Here is a 25,746-nt window from a genome sequence, read left to right as displayed (position 1 = left end):
ATGAAAAAAACGGGTGAGCTCTACGCCGGCAAGGCAAAAACCGTTTATACCACCGACGATCCCTCACTGCTGGTGTTGGAGTTTCGCAACGACACATCGGCGTTCGACGGTGAAAAAATGGAGCAACTGGAGCGCAAGGGCCAGGTGAACAACCAGTTCAATGCCTTCATCATGAAAGCGCTGCAACAGGCGGGCATTGCGACTCATTTTGTAGACCAGCTCTCAATCAATGAAAGCCTGGTACGCAACCTCGATATGATTCCGGTAGAGTGTGTAGTGCGTAACCGTGCTGCAGGCAGTCTGGTGCGTCGGCTGGGTGTGACAGAGGGTCAGGAACTGACACCGGCCGTGTTCGAGTTCTTCCTGAAGAACGACGCTCTGCACGACCCGATGATCAACGACTCGCACATTGCGACCTTTGGCTGGGCGACCGAAGCTGAAGTTGAGGCCATGAAGGCGCTGACGCTGCAGGTCAACGAGGTACTGACGAAATTGTTTGCCGGTGGTGGTCTGGTGCTGGTTGACTATAAACTCGAGTTCGGGCGTTTCGAGGGCAAGATCGTACTCGGCGACGAATTTTCACCGGATGGCTGCCGCCTGTGGGATGCCGGTACCGGCGAAAAGATGGATAAAGACCGTTTCCGCCAGAATTTGGGTAATGTTATCGAAAGTTATGAAGAAGTCGGTCGCCGTATTGGTATCGAGTTTCAGTCTTGAACTACGCTCAATGGTCTGAGTTGACGCTAGAAGAGTAGCCAGGAGTTCGTGTCAGGTACATCCGGCATCTCACGCTTGATTGGCTGCCAGTAATTACACTTGAGTTATTTACATCGTCACTTGTTGGTGCAGACTCAGTCTGTGAAACGTGCACATGAGGAATCACTATGAAAATTTGGATGGCCACCGCTGCTGCGGCTACTGTTTTGTTTGCGCCCCTGGCATCTGCCAAGGTACTGATCGATATAGACGGCGGGTTGGGGTACAGCTTTAACTCCCTGAATGAAGGGTCTCTGGCGAATGATTCGATTGACCTGCAAGGAACCAACAGTACTAGCGAGCCTGTTGGGTTGAATCAAGATGCTGAGAATGGTCTTTATGCCTGGACTAAAATTTCAGTACCTATTTTTCCTGATGTTGGTTTGAAATATCAGAACCTGTACAGCACAGGTACAAACACTGTTGCTCAGAATGTAGAGTATGGTGGGGAGTCTCAAACATTTACCGGTGAGTTAGAGTCAGAGTTTGATCTGAGCTATTTTGACCTGTCATTGACCTATGGCATCCCTCTGCCTTCAGCTTCAGTAGATTTTGGTCTCAACTTCCGTTCCTTAATCGGTGGGTTCAGTGCAGAAGTTGACGGCACCAATCAGTCAATAGATACCGCTTTTGAAGTCGGTGGCACGCCGATCATCGTCCCCATGCTGTATCTGGGTGGCTCCTTTGACATCCCTGTTGCCGATGTTCGTCTGGGTGGGGAGCTGAAAACGCTGCCGATCGGCGATACCAACATCACTGATCTGGAATTGAAAGGTACCTGGTTTGCGCCGCTGCCGACCAACATGCTGGTCAAACTGGGCGTTGAAGCAGGCTACCGTAACTACAGCCTGACCATTGGTGACTCAACCCTGGGCGCCGATACCTCAGATTTTGCCTCTGACGTGAATTATTCCGGTTTCTTTGCCGGTGCAGCGCTGAGCTTCTAATCTGACTTACCCTGAGTCTGAATATAAGAAACCCCTGAAAGCCTCCCTTCCGGAGGCTTTTTTGTTTATAGCCTGACTGGGCTAGTCTGTGCAGCAGGCCAATGAACCGAGAACGTCGACAATGAAACCTGTTTTAGCCGCAGCTGACGTGGCGAGTGTTGAAAAAGCCTGGGCATCGGATCAGACCGGTGACCAAGGTACCTGGCCGTTGATGGAGGCCGCTGGCAAAGCCATTGCGCGTGAAGTGCAAGCGCTGGTATCCGAAGGCGTTATCTGGGTATTGGCAGGCAAGGGTAATAACGGCGGTGACGGTTATGTGGCCGCCTGGCACCTTCATCAGACCGGGTTTGATGTCTGTGTCATTGCGCCTTTGGGGTCCTCGCGACCGGCTTCGGATGCCGAGCGAGCCCGGCAGCGGTGGCTCAGTGTAGGTAGCGAACAGGAGACTTTGCCAGTGACTGTCCCCGTTGCGGTTGTCGATGCGCTGCTGGGTTCAGGTCAACGAGGGGCTCTTGCAGAGCCGCTGGCCGGCATGGTGGCCGCCATCAATCAACAAGCTGCCTTTCGCCTGGCTGTTGATGTACCCACTGGCCTGAACGCTGATACCGGCCTCACTGAGGGCGCCGTTTTTCAGGCTGATCTAACCCTGAGTTTCATTGCGTTCAAGCCCGGCTTATTGACCGGCGATGGCCCTGGTTGTGTGGGTGCTTTGAGATTGGAGACGCTCGGTGTCGATGCAGCCCGCCGGGCAGCGTCGATGGATCTGGCGTTGCATTGGCGCCTGGAAACGGCGCCAGCCTGGCCAGCGCGTGCTGCCAATGGCCACAAAGGGCGATTTGGGCAAGTCAGCGTTGTCGCCGGTTCAGTGGGTATGGGCGGTGCCGGACTGTTGTCGGCTCGGGCAGCGTTGGCGGCTGGGGCCGGAAAGGTGGTCTGGCATACCACGCCGGAGCATGCGCAGGCGGTGTTGGTAGCACAGCCTGAACTGATGACCGCAGCGCCGGAAGCCGGCGCCGTATCCGACTCAGCTGTCCTTGTGTTGGGGCCGGGGCTGGGCCGTGGTTCGGAAGCGCAGGCTCGGTGCAGCGCCTTGACCGGGCGGGGCTATTTTGGTGTGCTGGACGCCGATGGTCTGGCCTGGCTGGCGGCACACCCCCAAGCCCTGCCAGGCTGGGTGCTGACACCTCACCCGGGCGAAGCCGGTGCGCTATTGGGTCTCTCTGCCGCGGAGGTGCAGGCGGATCGCTGCATGGCAGCGCTGGCGCTGAGCGAACGCTATCAGGCAGTGGTTGTGCTGAAAGGGGCTGGAAGCGTCATAGCAGAAGCAGGGCAGCTCTGGTTCAGTCACCCGGGCACAGTGGCCATGGCAACCCCGGGCATGGGCGATACCCTGGCCGGGTGGATAGGCGGGCTGATGGCTCAGGGCTTTTCACCCCTGCAAGCGGCTCAATCGGCCACCTGGTGGCACGCTGCCCTGGCGCAGTCGCTGGCGAGCCAGCAGCGTATTGTGCTGGCGACCGACCTGTTACCTCTTATTCAGGCGGCTCGGCCGACCAGTCCCGCCCGAGGTCATTGACGCATTGGTTGCGCAAACGGGTGCGCTGCTCCGTTTGGGTTTCGCCCGTATTGCGCTGTGGATTGTCGTAGTGGTATACCCGAACCTGGTTCAGTAGCGAAGTGCAGGTGCCCAGAAACACACCGCCCTGTTGCGATACTGGAGAGCAGGGCGCCGGGCTGTATTGTGTCTGGGTGCTGCCGCTGTCACTGGCCTCACAGGCGCCCAGAGAGCCACCGTCCACGGTGCTGATGCAGATATTGCTGGCATTGGCGGTTAATGGTGAGGTGCCGCAACTGCCCTCGGCGCCAAAGCTGGGCTGACTGATCACATCACTGGCACTGGCTTGCAGGGCCAGGCCATCGGTTGCCTGGTTGCCTTCGCTGTCGGTCGCTACGACCACCCAGGTATAAGGGCCGGGGTCTGCCAGCGATGCGGCAAACAGCGCCCCGCTGCCGATGGTGACGCGTCCGGTAGGTCCCACCAGGGTGTGCTGAAACGACAACGCACCCTGGAAGTTGGAACGAGTACCGCTGACATCGACTTGCCAGTCAACCGGTGCGGTAAAGGGCGACGAGGGAATGGCCTGGTAATCGATGGTGATTGGGTTGTTGCTTGCCGGTACCGCTGGCGGGATCTCGAAAGCGGCGGTAAGTGCATCATCCCCTATGGCAATGAGCGCAGCGTTTTCATCAAACAGCGTCGCGTAGCTGAGCGTGTCGAGTATGTCACCTTCGTTGTCCAGGGCGTTCAAGCCGGAGGGCGTTGCTTCCAGTTGCACATGGTCGTGGAGGTCATCAAGCCAATCCAGGTCGGGGTCGGCAATATAAGGGTCGGAGAAAGGGTTGCGAGCGGTTTGCCACTCAGGCGCCAGCCAGGTTTGCAGCTGTTGCTGGGCGGCTTGCTGACGGTCCGGGGTAAAACGGCTGATCAGGTCGTTGCGGCACCCGGCGTTGGTGGTGCAAACATCCAGCGTCTGGCCCAATTGATACTGGCTCCAGCTGTCGAGCAGGGCGTCGGTGGTCGGGTTGATGTTAACCAGAGCGACGGTTTGCTCCGGTTCGTGGCGGTAAAGGCCCGTCAGTTCGGTGACTGACTGATCGGCGTTTTCAATGGTTGCTTGCATCAGGGCAGAGCGCTGACGCTCCGATAACAACCGATAGACGCCTTCCTGATTCGCCCGGCTGCAATCGGTCTCAATACAAACCTCTGCCCAGGCGCCTGGCCGGCCAATCGCCACAGTTCCGGTCAGCCGATACAGTTGGGTGGTGCTGCCTGAGCGGCCCTGGCCATCGTCATCTGACTGGCTGCAAGCGGACAGCGCCAGGCAAAGTAGGGTGACGGTGAGGGTCAGCGTAAGGTAATGGGGCACAGAAAACTCCGGATCAGGCAGCCACCAGGTGGTCGTTAATACATCGGACGCTCTGCCCGGAACTTGAGGGTCGCTGACCTGAAACCGCTTTTTCGCTAAACTGGGTCGCTTGAGCCTGAGTTTGCGGATGATCGGGTTAAGGCTATGCTGGCAACACCCTGCGCGAACAAACTTGAGCGCGCAATCAAAACAGTGAGAACAATGTGAGTTGGATCATTATACCGAACCAGCCATTGCTGTCAGCGATGGTGTGGGTGGCGATTGCCATGGTGGCGGGCTATGTAGCGCGGGCGTCGGTAATGCGCCTGTTAAACGCCCTGACCGGTTCTGTGCGGCTGCTACTGCGTGCCCAGGCGAAAGCGCTGGTTGCCGCGGCAGATCAGCTAGACCGCCGCAACCGCGTCGTGTTGCTCGAAATGGGCCAGCAGCGACTGGAGCGACGGCTGGACCGTGAGTTCCACCAGGTATGGCACCTTATCGACCGTGATCTTGCCCAGTTCCCACACTGGCAGCGTCAGATCAGTCAGCACATCAGCCAGCTTGAAGAGGATTATCACAAGACGGCGGAGACGCCGCCGCCAGCCCCGGATTGGCTGGATTCCATTGCCGCTGTTGTGCGCCTGAAAGAAACACAGAGCGGCAATCCGGCTTTTTCCGGTGTGCTCAAGGACCTCGAATCGAACCTGAACCGCCAGCATGAGCAGGCACTGCATGATTATCGTAAGAGCATGAGTCAGCGGCATCGGCTGCTGCACAGCATGATGCCGCAATGGCGCAAGCTCAGTCACGCCATCGAACGGGTGAGATCGGGTATCCGTGGTTTGCTCGACATGGCGCGCGACATTGACCGCCATATGGATCAATACCAGCGCCTGGTAACCGCCGGAGACCAGGCCAGCCGGGGCCTTCAGGTTTCCCTGTTGGTTGAGGGGTTGTTGTCTGCCGTGCTGATTGCGTTGTGGGCGGGTGTTGCCTGGCTCAGCTTTGACCTGATGAATGCACCGCTGCAAACCCTGATGGCGCCCGGCCAACCGCTGGTCGGCCTGTCAATGACAAACTGGGCTGGCTTGATGCTGATTGGGGCAAGCGTTGTGCTGGGCTGGGTACTGATGGAGTTACTGCGCATTACCCGCGTATTTGACGGTCTTTATGGGCTGGATGCCCTGATCAGGCGTCGTCTGGTCTGGGCATTGACGGGTTTGCTGGTTGTGCTGGCCATGACTCAGGCCGGGCTGGTGTACTTGCATCAGCGAGCAGGCTTGCCGGCTACCGAGCTCGAGCGGCTGATACAATACCCCGTCATCGTCTACGAGGCGCCACTGCTGGATCAGGGGTTGGTGTTGGGCGCACGCATGATGCTGGCGTTTGTCCTGCCCTTTATCCTGATTTTTTTTGCAGTACCGTTTGAACGGCTAATGCACAGTTTGCGCATTGTCCTGGTGGTTGCCCTTTCACTGGCATTGCGGCTGCTGGCCTGGGTGTTTCGGTTGGCGGCCGGTTGGTTGTGGTATTTGAACCGGGCCTTCCAGGCCGTGTACGATGTTTTTATTGGCTTACCCTTATGGGCGGCTTCGAGGCTCAGACCACGGTCGGCCAAGGCAATGGAACACCAGGAAGCTGCGGCCGATATCCGCAAGCCGGTGTAGCGATAGCGCTGTGGTTGGTGTGGTGCTAACAGCCCCCATTTCCGGTCAATTACCGGTAAACGCTGTGGTTTCTGCTCCGGCCCCCAGTTAGACTGGGGGCTATCTTTCGACGGTGCCTGTGCGAACTCGCCGGGTGCGTCCCGGGGTGTTGTGGCCAGTGGGTTCGGTTGGCCGGGTAACGAAAACCCGGGTACCTAACACGGGTGTTGATATCAGGCAGGCGTCGAAAGGAACTCACGGGAAGGGCATGGCCCACCCTGGTAATACATAGTGAGTCGGGTGAACCCGGCGCTTAACACAAGAAAAGGCAGGCATATTGATGCATTTGAAAAAAGGTTTGTTGGCCGGTGCGATCGCGCTGGGTTTTGTAGGGTCGGTTATGGCCGAAGAGTTGAACACCGATGAGCAGAAAGCGTCCTATGGTATTGGCTTTGGCTTTGCATCGAACCTGATGCAGCAAACACAGGGTCTGGAATTGGATACCGACGCGTTGGTTGCCGGTATTGAAGCAGCTATGAGCGGCTCTGAAACAGCACTGAGTCAGACTGAGATCAATGCCGCAATCCAGGCATTGCAGGAAAAGCAGCAAGCCGCGATGGCTGAGCAGCAAGCCGAGCAACAAGGTCAGATTGCTGAAAACAAAGCCGCTGGCGAAGCCTTTTTGGCCGACAACTCAGAGCGTGATGAAGTAACGGTAACCGATTCCGGATTGCAGTACGAAGTCATGTCCTCAACTGACGACGGTGCATCACCATCGGCTGAAGACACGGTTCGCGTGCACTATCACGGCACGCTGATGGATGGCACTGTGTTCGACAGCTCCGTTGATCGTGGCGAGCCTATTGAATTCCCGCTCAGCGGCGTCATCGCTGGCTGGACAGAGGGCGTTCAGCTGATGACCGAAGGTGATAAGTACAAGTTCTACATCCCGGCAGAACTGGCCTATGGCGACAACAGCCCGAGCCCGACCATTCCGGCTGGCTCTGTGCTGATGTTCGAAGTCGAATTACTGGAAGTCATGTAATTCAGGCGGCCGTTGTCTTCGGGATAATTGAAGGCAACGGCTGACAGCCAGAACGAGGGTTCCCGGAACCTATCTGGCAGGCATAAAAAAAGGCGTACCCCAGGGTACGCCTTTTTTGTATGGCTCCTCGAGCAGGACTCGAACCTGCGACCAATAGATTAACAGTCTACTGCTCTACCAACTGAGCTATCGAGGAATAAGCTCGAACCAGCGCCGCAACCCTTTGGGCTGTTTGACGCCAGTGTTAAATTTTTGGCTCCTCGAGCAGGACTCGAACCTGCGACCAATAGATTAACAGTCTACTGCTCTACCAACTGAGCTATCGAGGAGCAACGGCGTTGTATTCTAGTGATTCGGTCTGATGTGTCAACACTAATGCGTTGTTTTTTTTAGGTTTTTTGCAACTGGGCCGGTTATTCAGTGGCCTTTTGGCGGCAGGTGAAACGCGCATTTCAGGGTGTCCGGTGTTTGGGTACGAAACTTGCTAATTTGAGACTATCGCTGGATAACCGTCAAAAATTTAACGAGGTACCCCATGGTCACATTGGAAATGGTCGATGCTGGTGTCAAAGTCGCAACCGGCATGCTGGTCAGTGGTCTTTTCTTCTGGTGGTATCTGCGCCGGCATACGTCGCTGGATCAGAAAGTGGTTGAAGACCTTCGCAAGCGGCGGGAACTGATGGAGCAGGTGGCCAATAACGTGGGCCGTGTTCACCACGTTTATCAGCAGTACCTTTCACTGGCCACCGAATTTGCCCGCTACGGCCAGCAATGGCCGAGAAGCCGCCGCGATGAACTCACTCGGGTCGGGCAGGAGCTAGTAACGGTGTTTCACGACCTGACCGAAGCGGAGAGTACATTGTTGCTTCTGGGAGAGAAAAAACTGGAGCGCGCCCTGCGCATCTACGGGGCCAAGATCGTGAATCTGCGCCGCCAGGTCCATGCCGACAAGCATCAGTTCAGTGGCGAGGAGCTGCACACGCTCGATGAAGTCAAACGCGAGATTGCCCAGTTGCGGGAAAGTTTTTTTGACGCACTGAGTACTCGCTATATGCCGCGCCGGGCTGCCTGATGGCCAAAAAGCCCTGCAAGCGGTGTCAGCAGGTCCGTTATTCCGGGTTTGTGATTGTCATTATGTTGTTGCTGGCTTACGGGTTGCTGAAGGCCACAACTTGACCGCCGTTGCGCCCTTGGGTTTCTGGCCACATTAGCCCCCACAGACTCGCACTGCCTGGCCTGTTTCAGTAGAATGCCGCCCTTACTTCGTCAGCCAGGGTCGATATAAACCTCCGTGACTCACAACGATCTTGAATTCCCGCCCTATGTTGCTGGGTGGGGCATGGCCAACGGTCATTTGCAATCCATTGTGCCGTCGGTTTTCCGTCGGGTCTCCGTCCCTTACCAGCGCACCCGACTGGAGCTGGAGGATGGCGATTTTCTGGATCTGGATGAACTGCCGGCACAATCTGCCGAAGCGCCCCTGGTCATCATCAGTCATGGTCTTGAAGGCAACAGCCATCGTGCTTACGTTCAGGGCATGGCGCGCCATTTTCATGACGCGGGCTGGCGCGTCATTGCCTGGAACTTTCGCAGTTGCAGCGGCGAAATGAATCGGTTGCCGCGTTTTTATCACAGCGGGGCTATTGCAGACCTGAAAGCGGTGATTGCCCATGGCATGGCTGAGGGTGCAGACAAGATTTTCCTGGTCGGTTTCAGTATGGGCGGTAATCAGACGGTATTATCCCTGGCTGAGCCGGATCTGCCCGCAGCCGTGGTCGGTGGCGCCACCTTTAGTGTTCCGCTGGATTTGGAGGCCTGTGCCCATGCACTGGCACGCCCCGCCCAGGGTATCTACATGCGCCGCTTTCTGGGCGATCTGAAAGTGAAGATTGCCGACAAAGCCGAGCGCTTCCCGGATCAGGTCAGCCTGGCAGGCTACGACGAGATTCGGAACTTCAAACAGTTCGACGATCGCTACACCGGCCCATTGCACGGCTATCGCGACGCGGAAGACTATTGGCACAGCTGTTCCAGCGGCAAGGTGCTTGACCGGCTGCGCCGCCCAACCCTGGTGGTCAATGCACTCGACGACCCGTTTCTGGCCAGCCCCTGTTACCGCCGCCCCAGCAATGCCTCACCCAATTTACTGCTGGAAACACCGTTGCGCGGCGGCCATGTCGGCTTTATGCGCTGGCGCCTGAATCAGCCACTCTGGTCAGAGTACCGGGCACTGGCGTTTGCCCGGAGTTGTTTGGAAACGGCGGATTATAAAACCGGTAGCCCGGTTTTATAATCCAGGTCGTTGGTTGCTTGGGCTACGACTGCTAAGGGGTTCGTGCTCGGCACCGGGTAAGCCTCTCTGGGGCCGGCGTGAACCCATCCATGGGGCCTAGACCGCAGCATCCATGCTGCGGACTTCCCCAGACAGGCTTACCCGGTACCCAACACTAATATTGGTGGTCACATTGTATTCAGTTTTTTCAGAGGCTAATTGACCGCCGAACTCAAGCTACAGGGCTAATTCAACCGAGGCCAAGCCACAGTCATAAACCAGGAGCCCCCATGACAGACCCGGAATTTGATCACTTGCTGGATACGCGCGGACTGAGGTGTCCCGAACCGGTGATGATGTTGCATCGTCAGATTCGGAAGATGGCGGTGGATGAGGTGGTGTGTGTGGTCGCTACAGATCCGGCGACCGAGCGCGATATTCCCCAGTTTTGTGAATTTCTGAATCATACCCTGGTCCAGCATTCCAAGCTGGACGATGAGTATCGGTACTGGGTGCAGAAGGTAGGGCGCTGAGCGCCCTTAAGCGGTGGCCGGCACGTCCAGATTGGCCAGTGGCTGCCGACTGAACCAGAACAGGCGAATCACGAGCAAGGTCGCTGCGCTGGTTAGGCCGGCAATCAGGCCGATCCAGAAACCGGCGGCGCCCATGGCCGGTACGATCCAGTCGGTAAAGGTCAGAACATAGCCCAGGGGCAGGCAGATCGCCCAGAACGACAGCATCATGATGTACATGGGGATGCGGGTATCACGGTAACCGCGCAGGGCGCTGATGCAGGTGACCTGCATGACGTCGGCGATCTGAAAGATGGCGGCGTAGGCCAGCAAGAGCCCGGCAACAGCTCGCACCTCCGGGTCGCTGGTGTATAGGCGGGCGATCAGGTCTGAGCCCAGGAAGAACAGGGTTGCGTAGACAGCGGCGATCGCCATGACCAGAACCAGGGAGCTTCGGGCATTCAGTCGGGCGGCATCTGTAGCTTTGGCGCCGATCAGGAAACTGATGCGCAGGGTCAGGGCCATGCCGAGACTCAGTGGTACCATGAATACCAGTGATACGACGTTCAATGCTATCTGGTGGCCGGCTACCACAACGGGGCCTAGCGGCGCCAGAAACAGCGCAATCACCGAGAAGACGCTGGCTTCGATGAAGATGGTAAAGCCAATGGGTACGCCCAGTTTCAGCACGTATTGTATGTCGGCCCAGTGGGGTTTGACCCAGTCATCGATCAGGTGAAAGCGGCTGTAATGCCGGCTACGGTTCAAATAAATGATGAAGCCGGTAACGGCGACCCAGTTGGAAATCGCCGTCGCCCAGCCACAACCAATACCACCGAGCTCGGGCATGCCGAGCTTGCCGTAGATCAGAATGTAGTTCAGTGGCAGGTTCATGCCCGTGCCGAGCAGGGAAAAGGCCATAAACGCCTTGGTGTGGCCGAGGCCGTCAGTCAGGCCACGCAGGGCAGCGAACACCAGAATGGCGGGTATGCCCCAGGCAAAGGCTGACAGATAGCCCTGGGTGATGCGAGCCGTGTTGGTTTCCAGTTGCAGCGCATCCAGAATGGGTCGCACATTAACCAGAAACAGGATGATCAGCACAGCCGCACCGGCGGCTATGTACAAGCCCTGCCAGGTAATGGGCATGACGCGGTTCAGTGTATTGCTGCCCCGGTAGCCGGAAATGATCGGTTGCAGGGCGCTGAGTGCCCCCATGAAAAACAGGAATAGGGGAACCCAGAGGCTGGTGCCAATCGCCACGCCTGAGAGGTCTTCAGCACTGGCATGGCCGGCCATTATGGTGTCGATGACTCCATTTGCCATCTGTGCCAGTTGGGCCACCAGAATGGGTCCGCCCAGTAAGGCCAGTGTCTTCCATTCGCTCAGTGTACGACTGACCAGGCTGGCCTGACGAATGGGTTTGGGCTGATGACTCTGGTCCACTGCGAAATCCTTGACGTGACGTACCTTGTTTAAGAGGCGCTGTATTTGAAGGCGCAATAGTATGCGCACTTTTGGGGCGTTTCGCCATGCGGTGTTTAATCGGCGAGGCCTGACTTGCGTAGTGTTTCGCAAACAGTAAACTGCCCGGCGAACGATTCGAAGGCGAACCCATGCAGTCAGACACTCTAAGTACCCAGCCCGGCGCATGCAGTGGCGTCTATGCTCTGCCGGTTGCGCAATGGGAAGCGGGTGTTAAAGAACTGCTCGATTGTCTGAACCCCTGGCTGGCGCGAGACTGGCAAACGCGCCTGGTGCCCGGTTCCGGTGAGCCGGTTTACCTGCCGGCAGCCGCAGCCGATGATCTGAATTGTATCGTTTTTGCTCACGGCTACTTTAACAGTGCTCTGCACGAGTTGGCCCACTGGTGCCTGGCCGGAGCTAATCGCCGTATGCTGGAAGACTATGGCTACTGGTACTGTCCGGATGGGCGCGATGCCAGGCAGCAGGCGGCATTTGAGCAGGTTGAGGTAAAACCCCAGGCCATTGAGTGGTGGCTGGCATCGGCGACGGGCCGGCCGTTCCGCACCAGTACGGATAACCTGAACGGCATTCCGACCGACAGCCAGCCTTTTCGCCAGGCCGTGCAGCGACAGGCTGCCCGGTATGTGACCGATGGGCTGCCAGCTCGGGCACATGATGCGGTGAAACGACTCTGTGATCAGTTCGGCCAGCCCTGGCCGCAAGCCCATTGTTTTGTTGAGCTTCCCCGCTAGTCCTACCAATCTATGACTGGACGCGCGCACAAGGCGTCGCTTATGGTCGACTAATTCTGAACAGAGAATGAGGGCGAATAAATGGCTGCAATTGAGCGCATCAGCTTTTTGGGTCTGGGGGTCATGGGGTTTCCCATGGCCGGGCATCTGCAGCAAGCCGGGTTTGACGTCTGTGTCTACAATCGAACCGAAAGCAAGGCGGCGCTGTGGGTGGATACGTACGGTGGTCGCCGGGCTGAGACGCCCGCTGCAGCGTCCAAAGACGCCGATGCTATTTTAGTCTGCGTTGGTAACGATGAAGATGTTCGGTCGGTACTGCTGGGCGATGACGGAGCGCTCGCCCAGGCCAGGCCAGGCGCACTGGTCATCGACCATACCACCACCTCTGCTGATTTGGCGCGTGAGCTGGATGCCGCCTGTCGTGATAAAGGCCTTTCCTTTATCGATGCGCCGGTGTCGGGTGGTCAGGCAGGGGCTGAAAACGGTCAGTTGAGCATTATGTGCGGTGGCGAGCCTGAGGCTTTTGAACGGGCTCAACTCTTGTTTGATGCCACGGGCAAGCAATCCCGGTTGCTGGGGCCGGCAGGCAGTGGCCAGCTGTGCAAAATGGTTAACCAGGTGTGTATTGCCGGCATTTTGCAGGGCCTTGCGGAAGGCGTTACGCTTGCCAAAGCGGCCGGGCTTAATATCGAGGATGTGCAGCAGGTGCTGGGCGGTGGTGCAGCGCAGAGCTGGCAATTGAACAACCGGGCACTGACCATGGCTGAAGACAAATTCGATTTTGGCTTTGCCATCGACTGGATGCGCAAAGACCTGAACTATGCCCTGGCTGAAGCGGGTCGCCTGGGCCTGGATCTGCCGATGGCGACCGAAGTGAATGGCTACTATCAACAATTGCAGGATGCAGGCATGAACCGGTGCGATACCTCGGTGCTCATTCGCCGGCTTGCGCCGGACTGGGCCTCGAAATAAGCGGGCCGTCCGTCCGTTGGCCAGGTGATTCCGCAGAAACGGGCCGGCAGTGCTGAAAAAGTCGAGAGTGCATAAAAAGTGCGCTACAATCGGCACCGCTTGCGCAGCCGCGGGAGTGACACCCTGTCTGAAATCGGTGTCACGGGCCCAGCCCCTGCCATCGGTGTCGTGTATGACAGGCTTATGAAGCCGGTCGCCGCGACGGGGTGGCAAACCCGATTGTTGCTGGCAAGTGTGTAAACAACAAGTGAGCCCGTGGCCCTTGTTGCGTTCTTTAGTAAGGCTTTACCGCCGAAGTTTGCCACCCCCGACGCGTTAGAACCGGGTGGTCTTCGGAAAACGAAGGGTAACGATCCATATTGCCGGTCCTGACAGGACGGACGGGTCAGTTGCCGTAAAACCAACAGGTGCCCGGCCGGTGAATCGCCGAGTGCCTCCAACTATATTGGTCTGTGTGAATCTGTGACAAGTCAAGCTAGAAAACCTCGTAAACCCCGTTGGCACATCTCTCAATTCAAAGTCCCCGAAGAACCCGGCAAAGTTCGTTTCCACGATCTGTTTTTGCCCATCGCCCTGATGCGCGCCATTCATGAAATGAACTACCAGTATTGCAGCCCCATCCAGGCGATGACGTTGCCTTACACTCTGGCGGGCCATGATTGCATCGGCAAGGCGCAAACCGGTACCGGTAAAACCGCGGCCTTCCTGATCACCGTCATTACCGACCTGATGGAGCATCGTTTGCCGGAGCAGTACGCCGGTGAACCCCGCGCGCTCATTCTCGCACCGACGCGTGAACTGGCACTGCAGATCGCTGAAGATGCCAAAGCCCTGACCAAGCACAGCCGCCTGAAAGTGGCTGCTCTGGTCGGTGGTATGGACATGGACAAGCAGCGCAAGCAGCTGGAAGAAAGCCGGTTGGACATTCTGGTTGCCACGCCGGGCCGACTGATCGACTTCATGAACCGCAAACAGGTCTTTCTGGATCAGGTGGAAACCCTGGTCATCGATGAAGCTGACCGCATGCTCGACATGGGCTTTATTCCCGACATCAAGACCATTGTGCGGGCAACCCCGAAAACCGAAGAGCGCCAGACATTGCTGTTCTCGGCGACCTTCTCGTACGACATCCTCAATCTGGCCGAGCGCTGGACGCGCGAGCCGGTACGGGTTGAAGTTGAGCCAACGGTGAAAACCGCTGAAGACGTCGAGCAGCATGTCTATCTGGTGACCACTGCTGAAAAATACCCCCTGTTGCGGCACGTCCTGCGTCAGCCGAACGCTGACCGGGTGATGGTGTTCGCCAACCGTCGTGACATCGTTCGAGACCTGAGCGAGCGCCTTGGCAAGGACGGCATTCAGTGCGAAGTGTTGTCGGGCGAAGTACCCCAGGCCAAGCGCATCAAAACGCTCGATAATTTCAAGGAAGGCAAGGTGCCCGTGCTGGTCGCGACCGATGTCGCCGGCCGGGGCATTCATGTTGAAGGCGTCTCGCACGTGGTCAACTACACCCTGCCGGAAGATGCCGAAGATTACGTGCACCGCATTGGCCGTACCGGCCGTGCTGGCGCCAAGGGTGTTTCGATCAGCTTTGCCTGTGAAGACGACTCCTTCCAGATTCCGGCGATTGAAGACTACATCAAGCGCAAGATCGAGCTGGAACAGCCACCAGTAGAGTGGTTGGCTGAAATTGGTGAAACGACTCCCTTGTCGAAAGCCGACGAAGACGCTGAACAGGCGAAAGACGACGCTGCCCAGGCAACTGATCAGCTAACAACAGATGCCGACGATACCGACGCAGAACCTACGACAGAAACCGCTGAGGCCCAGGCAACTGAAGCGGCCGCACCGGCAGACGCCGACGATTCCGATCCGGTTGAAGAAGACGATAACCGGGGTAACCGTAAAGACGGTTCTGCGTAAGTGACTCAAGACCGACCGGGGCTGCGCATCGTCGCTGACGAGAACATGCCCCACGTCGAGCCCTGGTTCTCAGGGCTCGCTGCTTCCCTGATCCGGCTGCCGGGTCGCACACTCTCCCGATCCGATCTGATGAACGCCGACGTTTTGCTGGTGCGTTCCGTTACCAGAGTTAACGCCGAGTTACTCGAGGGTACGCCCGTCCGGTTTGTGGGCAGTGCCACCATTGGTACCGATCATATCGATCAGGACTGGTTAGCCGAGCAGGGTATCGCATTTCACCATGCCCCCGGCTGCAACGCTCAGTCTGTCGTCGATTGGGTGTTGTCTGTATTTTCCCGTCTGCATCTCGATTTGGAATTACCCTGGTGGCAACAGACCATTGGCGTAGTAGGCGCAGGTAACGTCGGCGGCAAGCTGGTTGAGCGTTTGCAGTCTCTGGGCGTTCGCACCCTGGTGTGTGATCCACCGCGGGCTGAACAGGTCGGGCAGGGCAGCTTTGTAGACTTGCGCACGGTGTTGCAAGCCTCCGACATAGTCTGCATGCACGCCCCGCTGACTCGAGAGGGTGATCACGCAACCGAAGGCATGATCGGTGAAGAACAGCTTGCCTGGCTAAAGCCGGGTGCCTGGCTGATCAACGCTGGTCGTGGCCCGGTGATCCAGGAAGCCCCACTGCAAGCCGTGCTGGATACCGGCAAGATAAAGGCGGTGCTCGACGTATGGCCAGACGAACCCCGGGTAAGTGAAGCCTTACTCAGTGCGGTCTATCAGGCCAGCCCCCATGTGGCTGGCTACAGCCAGGAAGGCAAATGGACCGGTACTCGCATGTTGGCAGAGGCGCTGTATCCGTGGGCCAGCCAGCCTTTGCCGTCAGGGCCGGATTTGCCGGAAGGCCCCATGCTCGACGCCCATTTCTTTGATGCCGAAACCCCCGAGCAACTGGGCAGTGAACTGATTCAGGCCCTGCACGACCCGGCTCGCGACACGGTCGCAATGCACTACGCCCTGGATAACGGCCTTGTTCAGCCTGCTACTTTCGACAGTCTGCGCAAACATTACCCAAAACGCCGCGAGCTGGCAGCGGCCAGGCTTGCTAACGTGCCTGAAGCGTCGCGGCTCTGGCTAAGTCAATTGGGGTTTGCGCTTTAGCCGGGTGGCATCACTGCTATTGGTCAGCCTTTCCAGTATTTCTTCCAGTCCACCAATAGGTCCATTTCACTGAAGGTGTTCAGGTGAAAAATTCGGAATGAGCGCCGATACGTCGATGATGCTGCCTTCGGGGCTTTCAAGCACCAGACGACGCTGGCCGTAGAAGGTATCTTCCGGTTCGCTGAGCACGGTTAATCCTGTGCTCTTCGCCATCTCGAACACCGCATCAACGTCACTCACGACCAGGGTTGTGTAGAACCCACGGGGCTGCGGCTGAATGCCCGTAGGCAGAATGTCGCTATTGACACTCATGATACCGAGCTCAAGCTGGTGGCTGGTTGAAATCAGGTGCACAAACCAGTCGCTGTCATAGTCCACCTCGAAATCGAACAGGGTCGTGTAAAACGCCTTGCTGGCTTCCAGGTCATCTGACAGCACATTCAGCAGCAATCGTTTAATCGTCTCCATGGATGCTCTCCTGATTGGGTTTGGCGGGGTTCAGGGCGATGTTTAAAATTTCATAAGGCCGTATACCCACTGGCCATGGATTAACGGCGGGCAAGGTCTTTGCCTGTGGCAGGTTCGTCAAGATGCCCGATACGGAATTGGTTACGCCCCTCTGATTTGCATTGATACAGTAACTCATCAGCACGAACATAGAGCTCGCTTGGGGAAATGCTATTGCCGTTCAGCACACAGGCAACGCCAACGGAGGCCGTTACCGGTTCGGCACTGGCCTGGGAAGGAATGGCAGCCAATTTCGTCTGGAATTCTTGCAACATGGCGGTTACCGCCTGAGTCGAATCGGTTCGGAACACAACCCCAAACTCTTCTCCACCCATTCGGAAAACACAGTCATCACCTCGTTGAAAAGTGTGCAATAACACTTGGCCTAGTTGTTCCAGCAGTTTATCGCCTTGAGGGTGACCGTATTGATCGTTGAAGTTCTTGAAGTAGTCAAGATCGATCAGAGCCAGGCAAAGCCACGGGTTATCCCGGTCTTGCTGGCGCACTGACTGCTCCAGAGTCGACTCAAACGTTCTGCGATTTTTCAGGCCAGTGAGTGGGTCGGTAATCGATTCCTGTTCAAAGCGATCGGCAAGTTGCTTTAACTCCCTGGTTTTTAATGCTACCTGCTCTTTCAATTCCTGATTCATTTCCCGTTCCCGGTCAATCAGGTAAGTCTGGTTTTCCAGCCTTTCCTGTTTGAGTACCCGAATGCGGTCGGCCATGGCGAGAGACAGGACCAGCAGTTCAATCAATGACCCGATATTCAAAGCATTTTCGGTAAGCCAGGTAGAAGGCACCAGTGACAGCACGCGCCCGTAATAGGCAAATGCAGAGGCGATCAGAAATACCCAGGCGAGCAGGTAGATGCGTGCTGTGCGAATACGTTTAAATGAAAGGTAGGTCGCGACGGCCAGTACGCTCAGCATGATGATCAGTGCCAGCGGAATGATCAGTTGGAACACCGGGGCGTAGTAGTCCAGCATCGCCAGCAGAATCGGTATCGTCATAGCCGCTGCCAGTATCATCAACGTGATGTCGGTGCGTGGCATGCGCGTGTTCAACGATAGAAACCGGCGTGTGAATATAATCAGCGAGATAAAGATGGAGCCGCCAAACACCGCGGTCGCCATGTTGTTCAGGATGGGCGCATTCGCCAGAGGGCCCAGTGCAAGGTAGCCTCGGAAGGCCAGATTCCAGAGCAAGAAGCACCCCAGATACAGGCTGTACAACAAAAAATCCCGTTCGCGAGTGGCCACGCCGACGAGCAGGTTGTACAGCAGCAGTATCGTTATTGCGCCGTAGTAAAACCCAAACCAGAGTGCTTCCCTGTCTTTTTGCATGAAGAAGGTGCCCTGGCTAACCAGCGACAGGGGCAGGGCGTCATAGAGGCCGTCGTGGGTGTCGAGCCGGGCGATGAACTGGATCTGCTGACCGGGTGCAATGCTGATTGGAAACGCGAATGCCCGGTAGGCGAAAGGGCGGCCTGAGGTTGGGCGGCGGTCACCGGTTTGCCAGGTTCGGACGGGCATGTTGTTTTCATCCACCAGCCAGGCACCAATGTAATCTTGCAGTGGCTGCGCGACATCAAATATCAGTCGAATATTGGTGTCAGTCGGGTTGTTGAGGGTGAACCGAACCCAGTAGGCAGAAGCATCGAAACTGAAGTTTAAAACGGAATTGGAGATTGGAACCCACTGTGATTCGGGTGCGTTGAGGGCGGTGTTCAGGTTCCACTCCGACGCGTCAGCGGGTTCCTGAAGCAGCTCCACCCAGCCCACCAGATCTCCGGGCAGATCGTTGGCTGGAATAACGGCGGCGGTTGCCATGCCAGTGAATACAGTGAATGCCCAAATCAGCGCGGCGGTACAACGGGTAAGGGCCGAGCCTCGCCTGCTACATTTACTCCGCATTTTACCTCCCTGTAGAGGATGGGATCCTCCAGATAAAACTCTGTTCGAGCGAGTATAACTTCCCTTCGGTGTTCGCGTAAGCTCATCGTCTCTAATTGGGTGGCTTCACTGCCAGGGCAACGCCTGCGACCGCTATTGCAATACCGGCCAGCGCAATGACCCCCAGGGTTTCGCCAAACAGGACCCAGGCTTCTATGGCGGTGACGGGTGGAACCAGGTAAAACAAACTGGCAACGCGGGAGGCTGCCCCGCGCCGAATCAGTGTCATTAATAACAGAATGGCCGCGATCGACAGCCCGAAGATCAACCAGAGCAGTGCCAGAGTGAAGGTGGGCGTCCAGTCGATGATGCGCGTTTCAAACAACCAGGCACCAAGGCCGAGTATGAAACAAGCCCCGAGATACTGGATAAAGGTGCCGGTTACCAGCGGCATGCCGGTGCAGTATCGCTTCTGATAGAGGGTTCCAACCGAGATACCCAGTAGGGCTGACAAGGCGCTCAGCACGGCGACCCAGCCAAAACCGATAAAGAAGTCTCCGGGATTATCCCAATCCAGTTGTTCGGATAACACCAGAATAATGCCAATAAGCCCCAGCAATATGCCCAGCCATTGTCGGCGTCGAATGGTCTCATTCAGCCAGAAACGAGCCAGGACAGCGGTAACCAGTGGCTGCAATCCGACGATCAGCGCTGTGACCCCGGCGGGCATGCCAAGACCAATAGCGGTAAACACAGCACCGAGATAGAGCCCGTGAACGAGCATGCCAGCAACGCCAATGTGCACCCAGAGCCAGGGTGCCCGTGGCCAGCGTTCGTTCAGAAATTGTATCAGTACAAATAAGACGACGAGTACGCCGATAAATCTTACAAACAGAAAGGTGTATGGCTCGGCGTAGGGCAGCCCGTATTTGGCGCCGATAAAGCCGGTGCTCCAGAGCACCACAAACAGGATGGGTGTCGCTTTCAGCCAAAGGCCGCGTGCAGAGTAAGAGGCCATTCAGGTTCCCGGTTGTTCAGTTTGGCGATCGGTTTAATCGGTGAGTGAGCGTTCTGATGATAATGGAAAATCGTCTGAAAAGGGGGTTGCCAGTCGCTTTCCTGGCTGAACGCAGTGATCGTAATATTGTGTTGGTGTGTTCTTATTTTTTCTTTTTAAGACAAAGTATGACGTTTATATGAAAACGTTTTCTTTCGTTAAATTGTCATACTTCTGCTATAGGTTGCCAATTAGTTCAAAAAAGGCACAAATAACACGAAATTATTGTAAAGCCTGAAAGCGTTATCTAGATTTCTGGCTCCAATAAGAACAAAACCAAACAAAAGGGAAAATTATGAAGACACTCTTCCTTCCGCTTGCGGTCGCAACGCTGATGCTTACCGGCTGTAATACCAGCAGTTCAGAGGGTGACAGTGCACCCATGAGCTTTGAGCCGCGCATCAACCCGACGGATGTGGTTCGCGGCGATGCGCCGGAGCTTGCAGCACTTGGTAGCCATGAAACCGGGGTGACTACCCTGACCGTGGTTAATGAAAACCAGATAGACCTGGCCAGCTCCTCTGAAGACGACCTTGCTACCTATGATCGTTCATTGACACTGGAGGTCTGGTACCCGGCTGAAGCCGTCAGTGACGAGGTGGCCGATCGTACTTCGACAGCCATAACCCGGGATGCTGAAACACTTGCCACACTGCGCGGCCGGGCCGCCAGGGATGCCACGCCTTTGTATTCCGAAGGCCCCTTTCCGCTGATACTGGTTTCACATGGCTATCCCGGCAACCGGTATCTAATGTCGCATTTCGGCGAGAACCTTTCCTCCAAGGGGTTTGTGGTGGTGGCCATTGATCACATGGAAAGCACTTACTCAGACCAGACGGTTTTTGCAAGCACGCTGCTTAACCGCTCGCTCGATCAGAATTTTGTACTCGGGGAAATGGCTCAACTGAGCAACGATAACGCAAGCAAGTTCAGTGGCCTTATCGATACCAATAATGCAGGCATCATTGGCTATTCGATGGGCGGCTATGGCGCCATCAATACCGTCGGTGGCGGTTTAAGTGAGGGTGCTACGGCGCTGCCATTCGGCACCGCGACGCAAATGGGCCAGTTAAGCCAGCGTCAACTGAGTGACCCGGAGTATCAGGCTTCGGTCGATGCGCGCTTCAAAGCAGCCATAGCGATCGGCCCCTGGGGTAATCAGGTGGGAATGTGGGATGCAGCTGGTTTGGCCAATATCGATGTGCCGGTGATGGTGATCGGTGGCAGTGTCGACGATGTATCCAATTACGAAGGCGGCATAAAACCGCTTTATCAGGGCTTGTCGGGTATCGACAAATACCTGCTGACCTTCCAGAACGCGAACCACAACGCGGCGGCCCCCATGGCTGCTCCTCAGGAGGTGTATGCCACCGGAGACGGGTTTGACCACTATGCCGATGCCGTCTGGGACAATACCCGTATGAACAACATCACGCAGCATTTCGCCACGGCGTTTTTTGAGCAGTACCTGAAAGGTGAAGATCGCAGTGCTTACTTCGACCTGATCCCTCTGGCACAGGACGGTGACGAGGAAGCAGGCACCACTTGGAAGGGTTTTAAACAGCGCGATGCCGTTGGCCTCGAGTTCGAATTTGAACTGAAATAAGAGCCGGTTTTGCATAGATCGTTTCGAGGGCAGGGCTTCAACTTGAAGCCCTGCATGTCATAATTAGCACTCAATGAAGGATTTACTAACCGGGTCGATAAGCCCAAGCAACAGGGACTGCGCATGGTCGAAGCATTTTACTCTCATCGGATCGAAGGCCCTGAGCTGGTCGAACACCACCGGCTGCTGAAAGGAGCGGGTGACGCACGTGAGCTCATCGATCAGTACCCCTGGGCTTCGGAAATCGCGCTGACCGAAGAACTCGGTGAAGGCGGTGGGTTGTTCTTTTCACGAAAGGGTGAAAATGACGCGCAAGTCAGCCTTCAACTGGTGCCGATTGAGGTGGACAATGGGTTTCTGGAACTCAGCATTATTGCCAAAAAAGGGTTTCTGGGGATTATTGGGCGTAAGTCAGTTACTAAAACTGTCGACGAAGTGACACTCGCAGAGGCAAAAACCTATGTGAAGCAATTGTTCGATTATTCGATCGACGACCTGTACCTTAAATATAAAAAGTGACCTTGGTGTTTGAGTGCGGGTTCTGCGATGCGGTCACGTCGCTCTCATTGAACTCGCATCCATCCTGATTCGCCCTGCCATCGTATTACTCGTAAAGCTCTCTCCAAAGGCACTGGCATGACCACCGTTTACTGGCTGACGCGTGACCTGCGTCTTGATGATAACCCAGCGTTGCAAGAAGCCGCCAAGGGTGCGGCACTGGTGTGTGTGTACATGATCGACCCGCGCTGGTTCGAGCCCGGGCCCTGCGGATGGTCGCCTATGGGGCCGCACCGCTGGGCGTTTACCTGGCGCAGCTTGATGGCGCTGGACGCTGCGCTGAACACCCTGGGGCAACAACTCGTGATTCGCTGGCAACGGCCTGAAGAAGGCGTGCCGGAGGTGGTAAACACCCTTGGCGCTCAGCGACTGGTGGCCAGCCGGCCCGCTGCTTTTGATGAAGTGCAACAGTGGCAGGCTATAGAGGCTGCCTTGCCATTTGTTCGCTGCGACCTGGTCGAAACGCTGACGCTCTTCGATGAAGCAGATCTGCCATTCAGGCTCGACGCTTTACCTGATACCTTCTCCCAGTTCCGGCGTTCTATCGAAAAACCGGGTCTCACATCATTAGCGCCACTCGACAAGCCCGCCGCTTTGCCCGCTGCAGCAACCTTACTTCATGCCGATCAGCGACTAGCTGGCCCTATGCCCGACCAGTCCGAAACCCCGTTTGCGGGCGGTGAGGCCAGTGGTGTTGAGCACTTGGAACGCTATCTCTGGAAAGACCAGTCCATCCTGACCTACAAGGTTACCCGCAATGCGCTGGATGACGCGTCTGCCTCCAGCAAGGTGTCGCCCTGGTTATCCGCCGGTGCCTTATCGGCCCGGCGGTTAGCGGCTGAGATTGACCGGTTCGAAAGTGAGGTTGACCGTAACGAGTCAACTTACTGGCTTTATTTCGAGCTGCTCTGGCGAGAGTATTTTCAATGGTACAGCCGACACAGGGGGCGAGAATTGTTCCTCTCGCCGGGTCATACAGGTCAGCACAACGGGTCAACAGATTCGGGTGAATTCAGGCGCTGGCTGAAGGATTCTGCCACCCATTCACTGGTGCGCGCTGGCCGGGTGCAACTGGAAACCACCGGATATTTGTCGAACCGGATGCGACAGATCATCGCCAGCGCCTGTGTCTATGAAGGTCATTTTAACTGGCGACTGGGTGCCACCTGGTTTGAACACTTTTTGGTGGATTACGATGTCGCCAGCAACTATGGCAACTGGCAGTACATTGCCGGGGTGGGGGCCGACCCTCGCGGTGGCCGGGTGTTCAATCTTGAAAAACAGGTTAGCCAGTTTGATGCCAACGGTTCCTACCGAAAGCGCTGGCTAAAAGAACCCTGAATTACCGATTGGGCCGGTGCTCCAATAACAACTGGCGTAAGATGGCTTCGGTCATGTCGGATGAGCCTTCCTGCAACGCAACGCGCAATTCGTCGATGCGCGACACGCCGCCTTCGACCGGGTCGATGTGGCTGAGCAATCGAAAGCCATCGAGCGTCAGTACACAATGGTTCACCGCCAGCGTTCGTTCGTGATCGCTGAAGCGCATCAGGCCTTCTTCGGTCAGCCACAGTACGGTATTGAAGCAGGCTATATGGCGGTCGCTGTGCAGACCGTACTCATCCGGGGTGTCCGGGCCGCTGATGTCTTCTATGTAAATCGACACCTGTCGCGGGAAATGGCGATACAGCGTCGCCAGAATGCGCGCCATGTCGTTGTAGAATTCCGTGATGTGAATATCCAGCATCGGACTTCCCCTGGCTCAAATCCAAGAGGCCTGAGTTTATGCGTCAGGCCTGAGTGTAGTGGCTGAAAAAGCGTTCAAGCCGGTTCATGGCGTCGTTCAGTACTTCGCGCGGCGGCAGGAACACCAGCCGGAAGTGATCGACATCAGGCCAGTTGAAGCCCCGGCCGTGCACCACCAGCATTTTTTCCTGACGCACCAGGTCAAGCACCAGGCGTTCATCGTCGGTCAGCTTGAATTTCTGTTTGTCCATTTTAACAAACATATAAAGCGCACCTTTGGGCTGCACACAGCTGAGGCCGGGAATGGCCTCGATGCGCTCGAAGCACAGGTCGCGCTGATCGCGCATGCGCCCACCAGGAATGATCAGATCGTTAATGCTCTGGTAACCGCCCAGAGCCGTCTGAATGGCATGCTGAGCCGGAACGTTGGCACAGAGCCGCATACTGGCGAGCATGTTCAGCCCTTCAATAAAGTCGCTGGCTTTGTGCTTCGGGCCGCTGACAACCAGCCAGCCGGAGCGAAACCCGGCCAGCCGGTATGACTTGGACAGGCCGTTGAAGGTCAGCGTCAGCACATCCTGAGACAGGGCTGCGAGGCAGTGGTGTTCGATGCCGTCGTACAGAATTTTGTCGTAGATCTCATCGGCCAGAATCACCAGGCTGTGCTGGCGTGCCAGTTCCACAACATCCAGCAACAGCTGTTTGGAGTAGACCGCTCCGGTTGGGTTGTTCGGGTTAATCAGCACGATCGCCTTGGTGCGCTCGGTGATCTTGCTGCGAATGTCGTCCAGATCCGGAAACCAGTCAGCGCCTTCATCGCAGTGGTAATGCACGGCTTTGCCGCCCGAAAGCGTAACGGCGCCGGTCCACAGCGGGTAATCGGGTGCTGGCACCAGTACTTCGTCGTCGGTATTGAGCAAGCCCATGCAGGCGAGCTGGATCAGTTCGCTGACCCCGTTGCCGAGGTAAATGTCGTCTATCTCGACGCCCTGAACATCGCGCTGCTGGTAGTATTGCATCACCGCCTTGCGCGCTGAGTAGAGGCCTTTTGAATCGCTGTAGCCCTCGCCCTGAGGCAAGTTGCGGATAACATCGGTGATGATCTCGTCCGGCGCATCAAAGCCGAAGGGTTTGGGATTGCCGATGTTCAGCTTTAAAATACGGTGGCCTTCATCCTCCATACGCCGCGCTTCGTCGAGAACGGGCCCGCGAATGTCGTAAAACACATTGGCCAGCTTGTGAGATTTATGCAGCGTTTTCATGGCACTCCTGAGGATGCGTTGAATCGAACCGGGGATGAAAGCCGGAATAGAATGAATAGCGTACACTGGGCTTTGCTGTAATGCCCGGGCGGCGAAGGCCACCCTTAGGGTTCAAAGCCTGTTTTATTGCGCTGAGTATAAGGCGACGCCAGACACTTTCCTATGGGAGACCCGCATGACTGATAAAATTGTGAAGACTGACGACCAATGGCGTGCGGAACTGACGCCGGAGCAATACCGGGTAACGCGGCATGCCGGTACCGAACGTCCCTTTACCGGCACCTACTGGGACACCACAACCCCGGGTTTGTATCGCTGCGTGTGCTGTGGCGCCGAACTGTTCCGTTCCGATACCAAATTTGATGCCGGCTGCGGCTGGCCCAGCTTTTACGAATCGCTGAACCGGGATGCCATCATCGAGCGGGAAGACCGTTCGCATGGCATGACCCGTATTGAGGTGCTCTGTGCCCAGTGCGAAGCCCACCTGGGCCATGTGTTCCCGGATGGCCCGACCCCAACCGGATTGCGCTACTGCATTAACTCAGCGTCGCTGAATCTGGAAGAAGACTGATCCTCATCCCACTATCCTCCTGACTTTGACAGTCTTCTAGTGCTCCGGCTCAACTATTCGTTTCGATCACGAAACGATGTTCGAGCCGGTTGAGTCTCTGTTTCCCGCCGAACAACCTCTTTCAACATTAAAGAAAGTGTCAACTTCGTCCTTGAACTTTAGGGGTCGATGCATTACCTTGTTTTATATTGAACGACCAATCA

The 25,746-nt window shown here is 56.5% G+C and carries 22 protein-coding genes, 2 tRNA genes and 1 pseudogene; 16 read left to right on the top strand and 9 right to left on the bottom strand.

Annotation, left to right across the window (positions count from 1 at the left end):
• From purC to ACHUE7_RS09630, 3 genes are all read left to right on the top strand, one after another.
• Positions 1-717 (top strand): phosphoribosylaminoimidazolesuccinocarboxamide synthase, encoded by a 717-nt coding sequence (gene purC, locus ACHUE7_RS09640; RefSeq protein WP_394169774.1) that lies wholly within the window; start codon positions 1-3, stop codon positions 715-717.
• 167 nt (positions 718-884) lie between these two features.
• Positions 885-1,703, top strand: coding sequence for a TIGR04219 family outer membrane beta-barrel protein (locus tag ACHUE7_RS09635; RefSeq protein WP_394169772.1), 819 nt, complete (start codon positions 885-887; stop codon positions 1,701-1,703).
• A gap of 121 nt (positions 1,704-1,824) precedes the next feature.
• Positions 1,825-3,279 carry an NAD(P)H-hydrate dehydratase gene (locus ACHUE7_RS09630; RefSeq protein WP_394169771.1) on the top strand — a complete coding sequence of 485 codons (1,455 nt, stop codon included), beginning with the start codon at positions 1,825-1,827 and terminating at the stop codon, positions 3,277-3,279.
• Here the strand turns inward: ACHUE7_RS09630 and ACHUE7_RS09625 are convergent.
• Positions 3,236-4,630: a hypothetical protein gene (locus ACHUE7_RS09625; RefSeq protein ID WP_394169770.1), complete on the bottom strand. Its 1,395-nt coding sequence runs from the start codon at positions 4,628-4,630 to the stop codon at positions 3,236-3,238. The two genes, ACHUE7_RS09630 and ACHUE7_RS09625, sit on opposite strands and share 44 nt — an antisense overlap.
• A 203-nt stretch (positions 4,631-4,833) precedes the next feature.
• Here ACHUE7_RS09625 and ACHUE7_RS09620 point away from each other — a divergent pair, with 203 nt between their 5' ends.
• Positions 4,834-6,276 (top strand): hypothetical protein, encoded by a 1,443-nt coding sequence (locus ACHUE7_RS09620; protein WP_394169769.1) that lies wholly within the window; start codon positions 4,834-4,836, stop codon positions 6,274-6,276.
• Positions 6,277-6,595: 319 nt separating this feature from the next.
• Entirely contained in the window at positions 6,596-7,300 is a 705-nt protein-coding gene (locus ACHUE7_RS09615; protein WP_463558921.1) for an FKBP-type peptidyl-prolyl cis-trans isomerase, read from the top strand.
• Positions 7,301-7,420: 120 nt separating this feature from the next.
• On the opposite strand, the gene ACHUE7_RS09610 is transcribed toward ACHUE7_RS09615, so the two are convergent.
• A tRNA-Asn gene (locus ACHUE7_RS09610) sits at positions 7,421-7,496 on the bottom strand.
• A gap of 57 nt (positions 7,497-7,553) precedes the next feature.
• Positions 7,554-7,629, bottom strand: a tRNA-Asn gene (locus ACHUE7_RS09605).
• 206 nt (positions 7,630-7,835) lie between these two features.
• Between ACHUE7_RS09605 and ACHUE7_RS09600 the strand changes: the two genes are divergently transcribed.
• The 3 genes from ACHUE7_RS09600 (at position 7,836) to tusA (ending at position 10,105) form a co-directional block, all read left to right on the top strand.
• Entirely contained in the window at positions 7,836-8,372 is a 537-nt protein-coding gene (locus tag ACHUE7_RS09600; RefSeq protein WP_127554907.1) for an energy transducer TonB, read from the top strand.
• Between the two features lie 219 nt (positions 8,373-8,591).
• Complete coding sequence (locus ACHUE7_RS09595) at positions 8,592-9,593, top strand: YheT family hydrolase (RefSeq protein WP_394169768.1); 1,002 nt, start codon at positions 8,592-8,594, stop codon at positions 9,591-9,593.
• A gap of 269 nt (positions 9,594-9,862) precedes the next feature.
• Positions 9,863-10,105: a sulfurtransferase TusA gene (gene tusA, locus ACHUE7_RS09590; protein ID WP_394169767.1), complete on the top strand. Its 243-nt coding sequence runs from the start codon at positions 9,863-9,865 to the stop codon at positions 10,103-10,105.
• A gap of 6 nt (positions 10,106-10,111) precedes the next feature.
• Here the strand turns inward: tusA and ACHUE7_RS09585 are convergent, their stop codons facing one another.
• Positions 10,112-11,527, bottom strand: a complete 1,416-nt coding sequence (locus ACHUE7_RS09585; protein ID WP_394169766.1) for an MATE family efflux transporter — start codon at positions 11,525-11,527, stop codon at positions 10,112-10,114.
• A gap of 170 nt (positions 11,528-11,697) precedes the next feature.
• Here ACHUE7_RS09585 and ACHUE7_RS09580 point away from each other — a divergent pair, with 170 nt between their 5' ends.
• The 4 genes and pseudogenes from ACHUE7_RS09580 to ACHUE7_RS09565 all read left to right on the top strand — a co-directional run bounded on the left by ACHUE7_RS09580 (position 11,698) and on the right by ACHUE7_RS09565 (position 16,344).
• The gene (locus ACHUE7_RS09580) at positions 11,698-12,300 is read left to right on the top strand and encodes an elongation factor P hydroxylase (protein WP_394169765.1); all 603 of its coding nucleotides are present in this window, start codon (positions 11,698-11,700) and stop codon (positions 12,298-12,300) included.
• Between the two features lie 81 nt (positions 12,301-12,381).
• Positions 12,382-13,272 carry an NAD(P)-dependent oxidoreductase gene (locus ACHUE7_RS09575; RefSeq protein WP_394169764.1) on the top strand — a complete coding sequence of 297 codons (891 nt, stop codon included), beginning with the start codon at positions 12,382-12,384 and terminating at the stop codon, positions 13,270-13,272.
• 444 nt (positions 13,273-13,716) lie between these two features.
• Positions 13,717-14,943, top strand: a pseudogene (rhlB, locus tag ACHUE7_RS09570) (ATP-dependent RNA helicase RhlB); the annotation flags it as partial.
• A gap of 252 nt (positions 14,944-15,195) precedes the next feature.
• Positions 15,196-16,344 (top strand): 4-phosphoerythronate dehydrogenase, encoded by a 1,149-nt coding sequence (locus ACHUE7_RS09565; protein ID WP_394169763.1) that lies wholly within the window; start codon positions 15,196-15,198, stop codon positions 16,342-16,344.
• Between the two features lie 66 nt (positions 16,345-16,410).
• Here ACHUE7_RS09565 and ACHUE7_RS09560 read toward each other — a convergent pair whose 3' ends face one another.
• The 3 genes from ACHUE7_RS09560 to ACHUE7_RS09550 all read right to left on the bottom strand — a co-directional run bounded on the left by ACHUE7_RS09560 (position 16,411) and on the right by ACHUE7_RS09550 (position 19,761).
• Positions 16,411-16,812, bottom strand: coding sequence for a VOC family protein (locus tag ACHUE7_RS09560; protein ID WP_394169762.1), 402 nt, complete (start codon positions 16,810-16,812; stop codon positions 16,411-16,413).
• Between the two features lie 80 nt (positions 16,813-16,892).
• A complete protein-coding gene (locus ACHUE7_RS09555; RefSeq protein ID WP_394169761.1) occupies positions 16,893-18,680 on the bottom strand; it encodes a sensor domain-containing diguanylate cyclase in 1,788 nt (595 codons plus the stop codon).
• A 175-nt stretch (positions 18,681-18,855) separates the two neighbouring features.
• Entirely contained in the window at positions 18,856-19,761 is a 906-nt protein-coding gene (locus ACHUE7_RS09550) for a DMT family transporter (RefSeq protein ID WP_394169760.1), read from the bottom strand.
• A 334-nt stretch (positions 19,762-20,095) separates the two neighbouring features.
• On the opposite strand from ACHUE7_RS09550, the gene ACHUE7_RS09545 reads away from it, so the two are divergent.
• The 3 genes from ACHUE7_RS09545 (at position 20,096) to ACHUE7_RS09535 (ending at position 23,305) form a co-directional block, all read left to right on the top strand.
• A complete protein-coding gene (locus ACHUE7_RS09545; RefSeq protein ID WP_394169759.1) occupies positions 20,096-21,406 on the top strand; it encodes an alpha/beta hydrolase family protein in 1,311 nt (436 codons plus the stop codon).
• Positions 21,407-21,529: 123 nt separating this feature from the next.
• Positions 21,530-21,925 carry a hypothetical protein gene (locus tag ACHUE7_RS09540; protein WP_394169758.1) on the top strand — a complete coding sequence of 132 codons (396 nt, stop codon included), beginning with the start codon at positions 21,530-21,532 and terminating at the stop codon, positions 21,923-21,925.
• 117 nt (positions 21,926-22,042) lie between these two features.
• Complete coding sequence (locus ACHUE7_RS09535) at positions 22,043-23,305, top strand: DASH family cryptochrome (RefSeq protein ID WP_394169757.1); 1,263 nt, start codon at positions 22,043-22,045, stop codon at positions 23,303-23,305.
• Between the two features lies 1 nt (position 23,306).
• Here the strand turns inward: ACHUE7_RS09535 and ACHUE7_RS09530 are convergent, their stop codons facing one another.
• Positions 23,307-23,711: a hypothetical protein gene (locus ACHUE7_RS09530; protein WP_348475727.1), complete on the bottom strand. Its 405-nt coding sequence runs from the start codon at positions 23,709-23,711 to the stop codon at positions 23,307-23,309.
• Positions 23,712-23,754: 43 nt separating this feature from the next.
• Positions 23,755-24,972 (bottom strand): pyridoxal phosphate-dependent aminotransferase, encoded by a 1,218-nt coding sequence (locus ACHUE7_RS09525; protein WP_394169756.1) that lies wholly within the window; start codon positions 24,970-24,972, stop codon positions 23,755-23,757.
• Positions 24,973-25,147: 175 nt separating this feature from the next.
• On the opposite strand from ACHUE7_RS09525, the gene msrB reads away from it, so the two are divergent.
• Positions 25,148-25,543, top strand: a complete 396-nt coding sequence (msrB, locus tag ACHUE7_RS09520; RefSeq protein WP_394169755.1) for a peptide-methionine (R)-S-oxide reductase MsrB — start codon at positions 25,148-25,150, stop codon at positions 25,541-25,543.
• Positions 25,544-25,746: the final 203 nt, after the last annotated feature.

It is taken from the genome of Saccharospirillum alexandrii (assembly GCF_043641555.1).
GTDB lineage: Bacteria > Pseudomonadota > Gammaproteobacteria > Pseudomonadales > Natronospirillaceae > Saccharospirillum > Saccharospirillum alexandrii_A.
The sequence above is the reverse complement of the archived record's forward strand: the minus strand, read 5'-3'. Positions and strand labels throughout refer to the sequence as shown.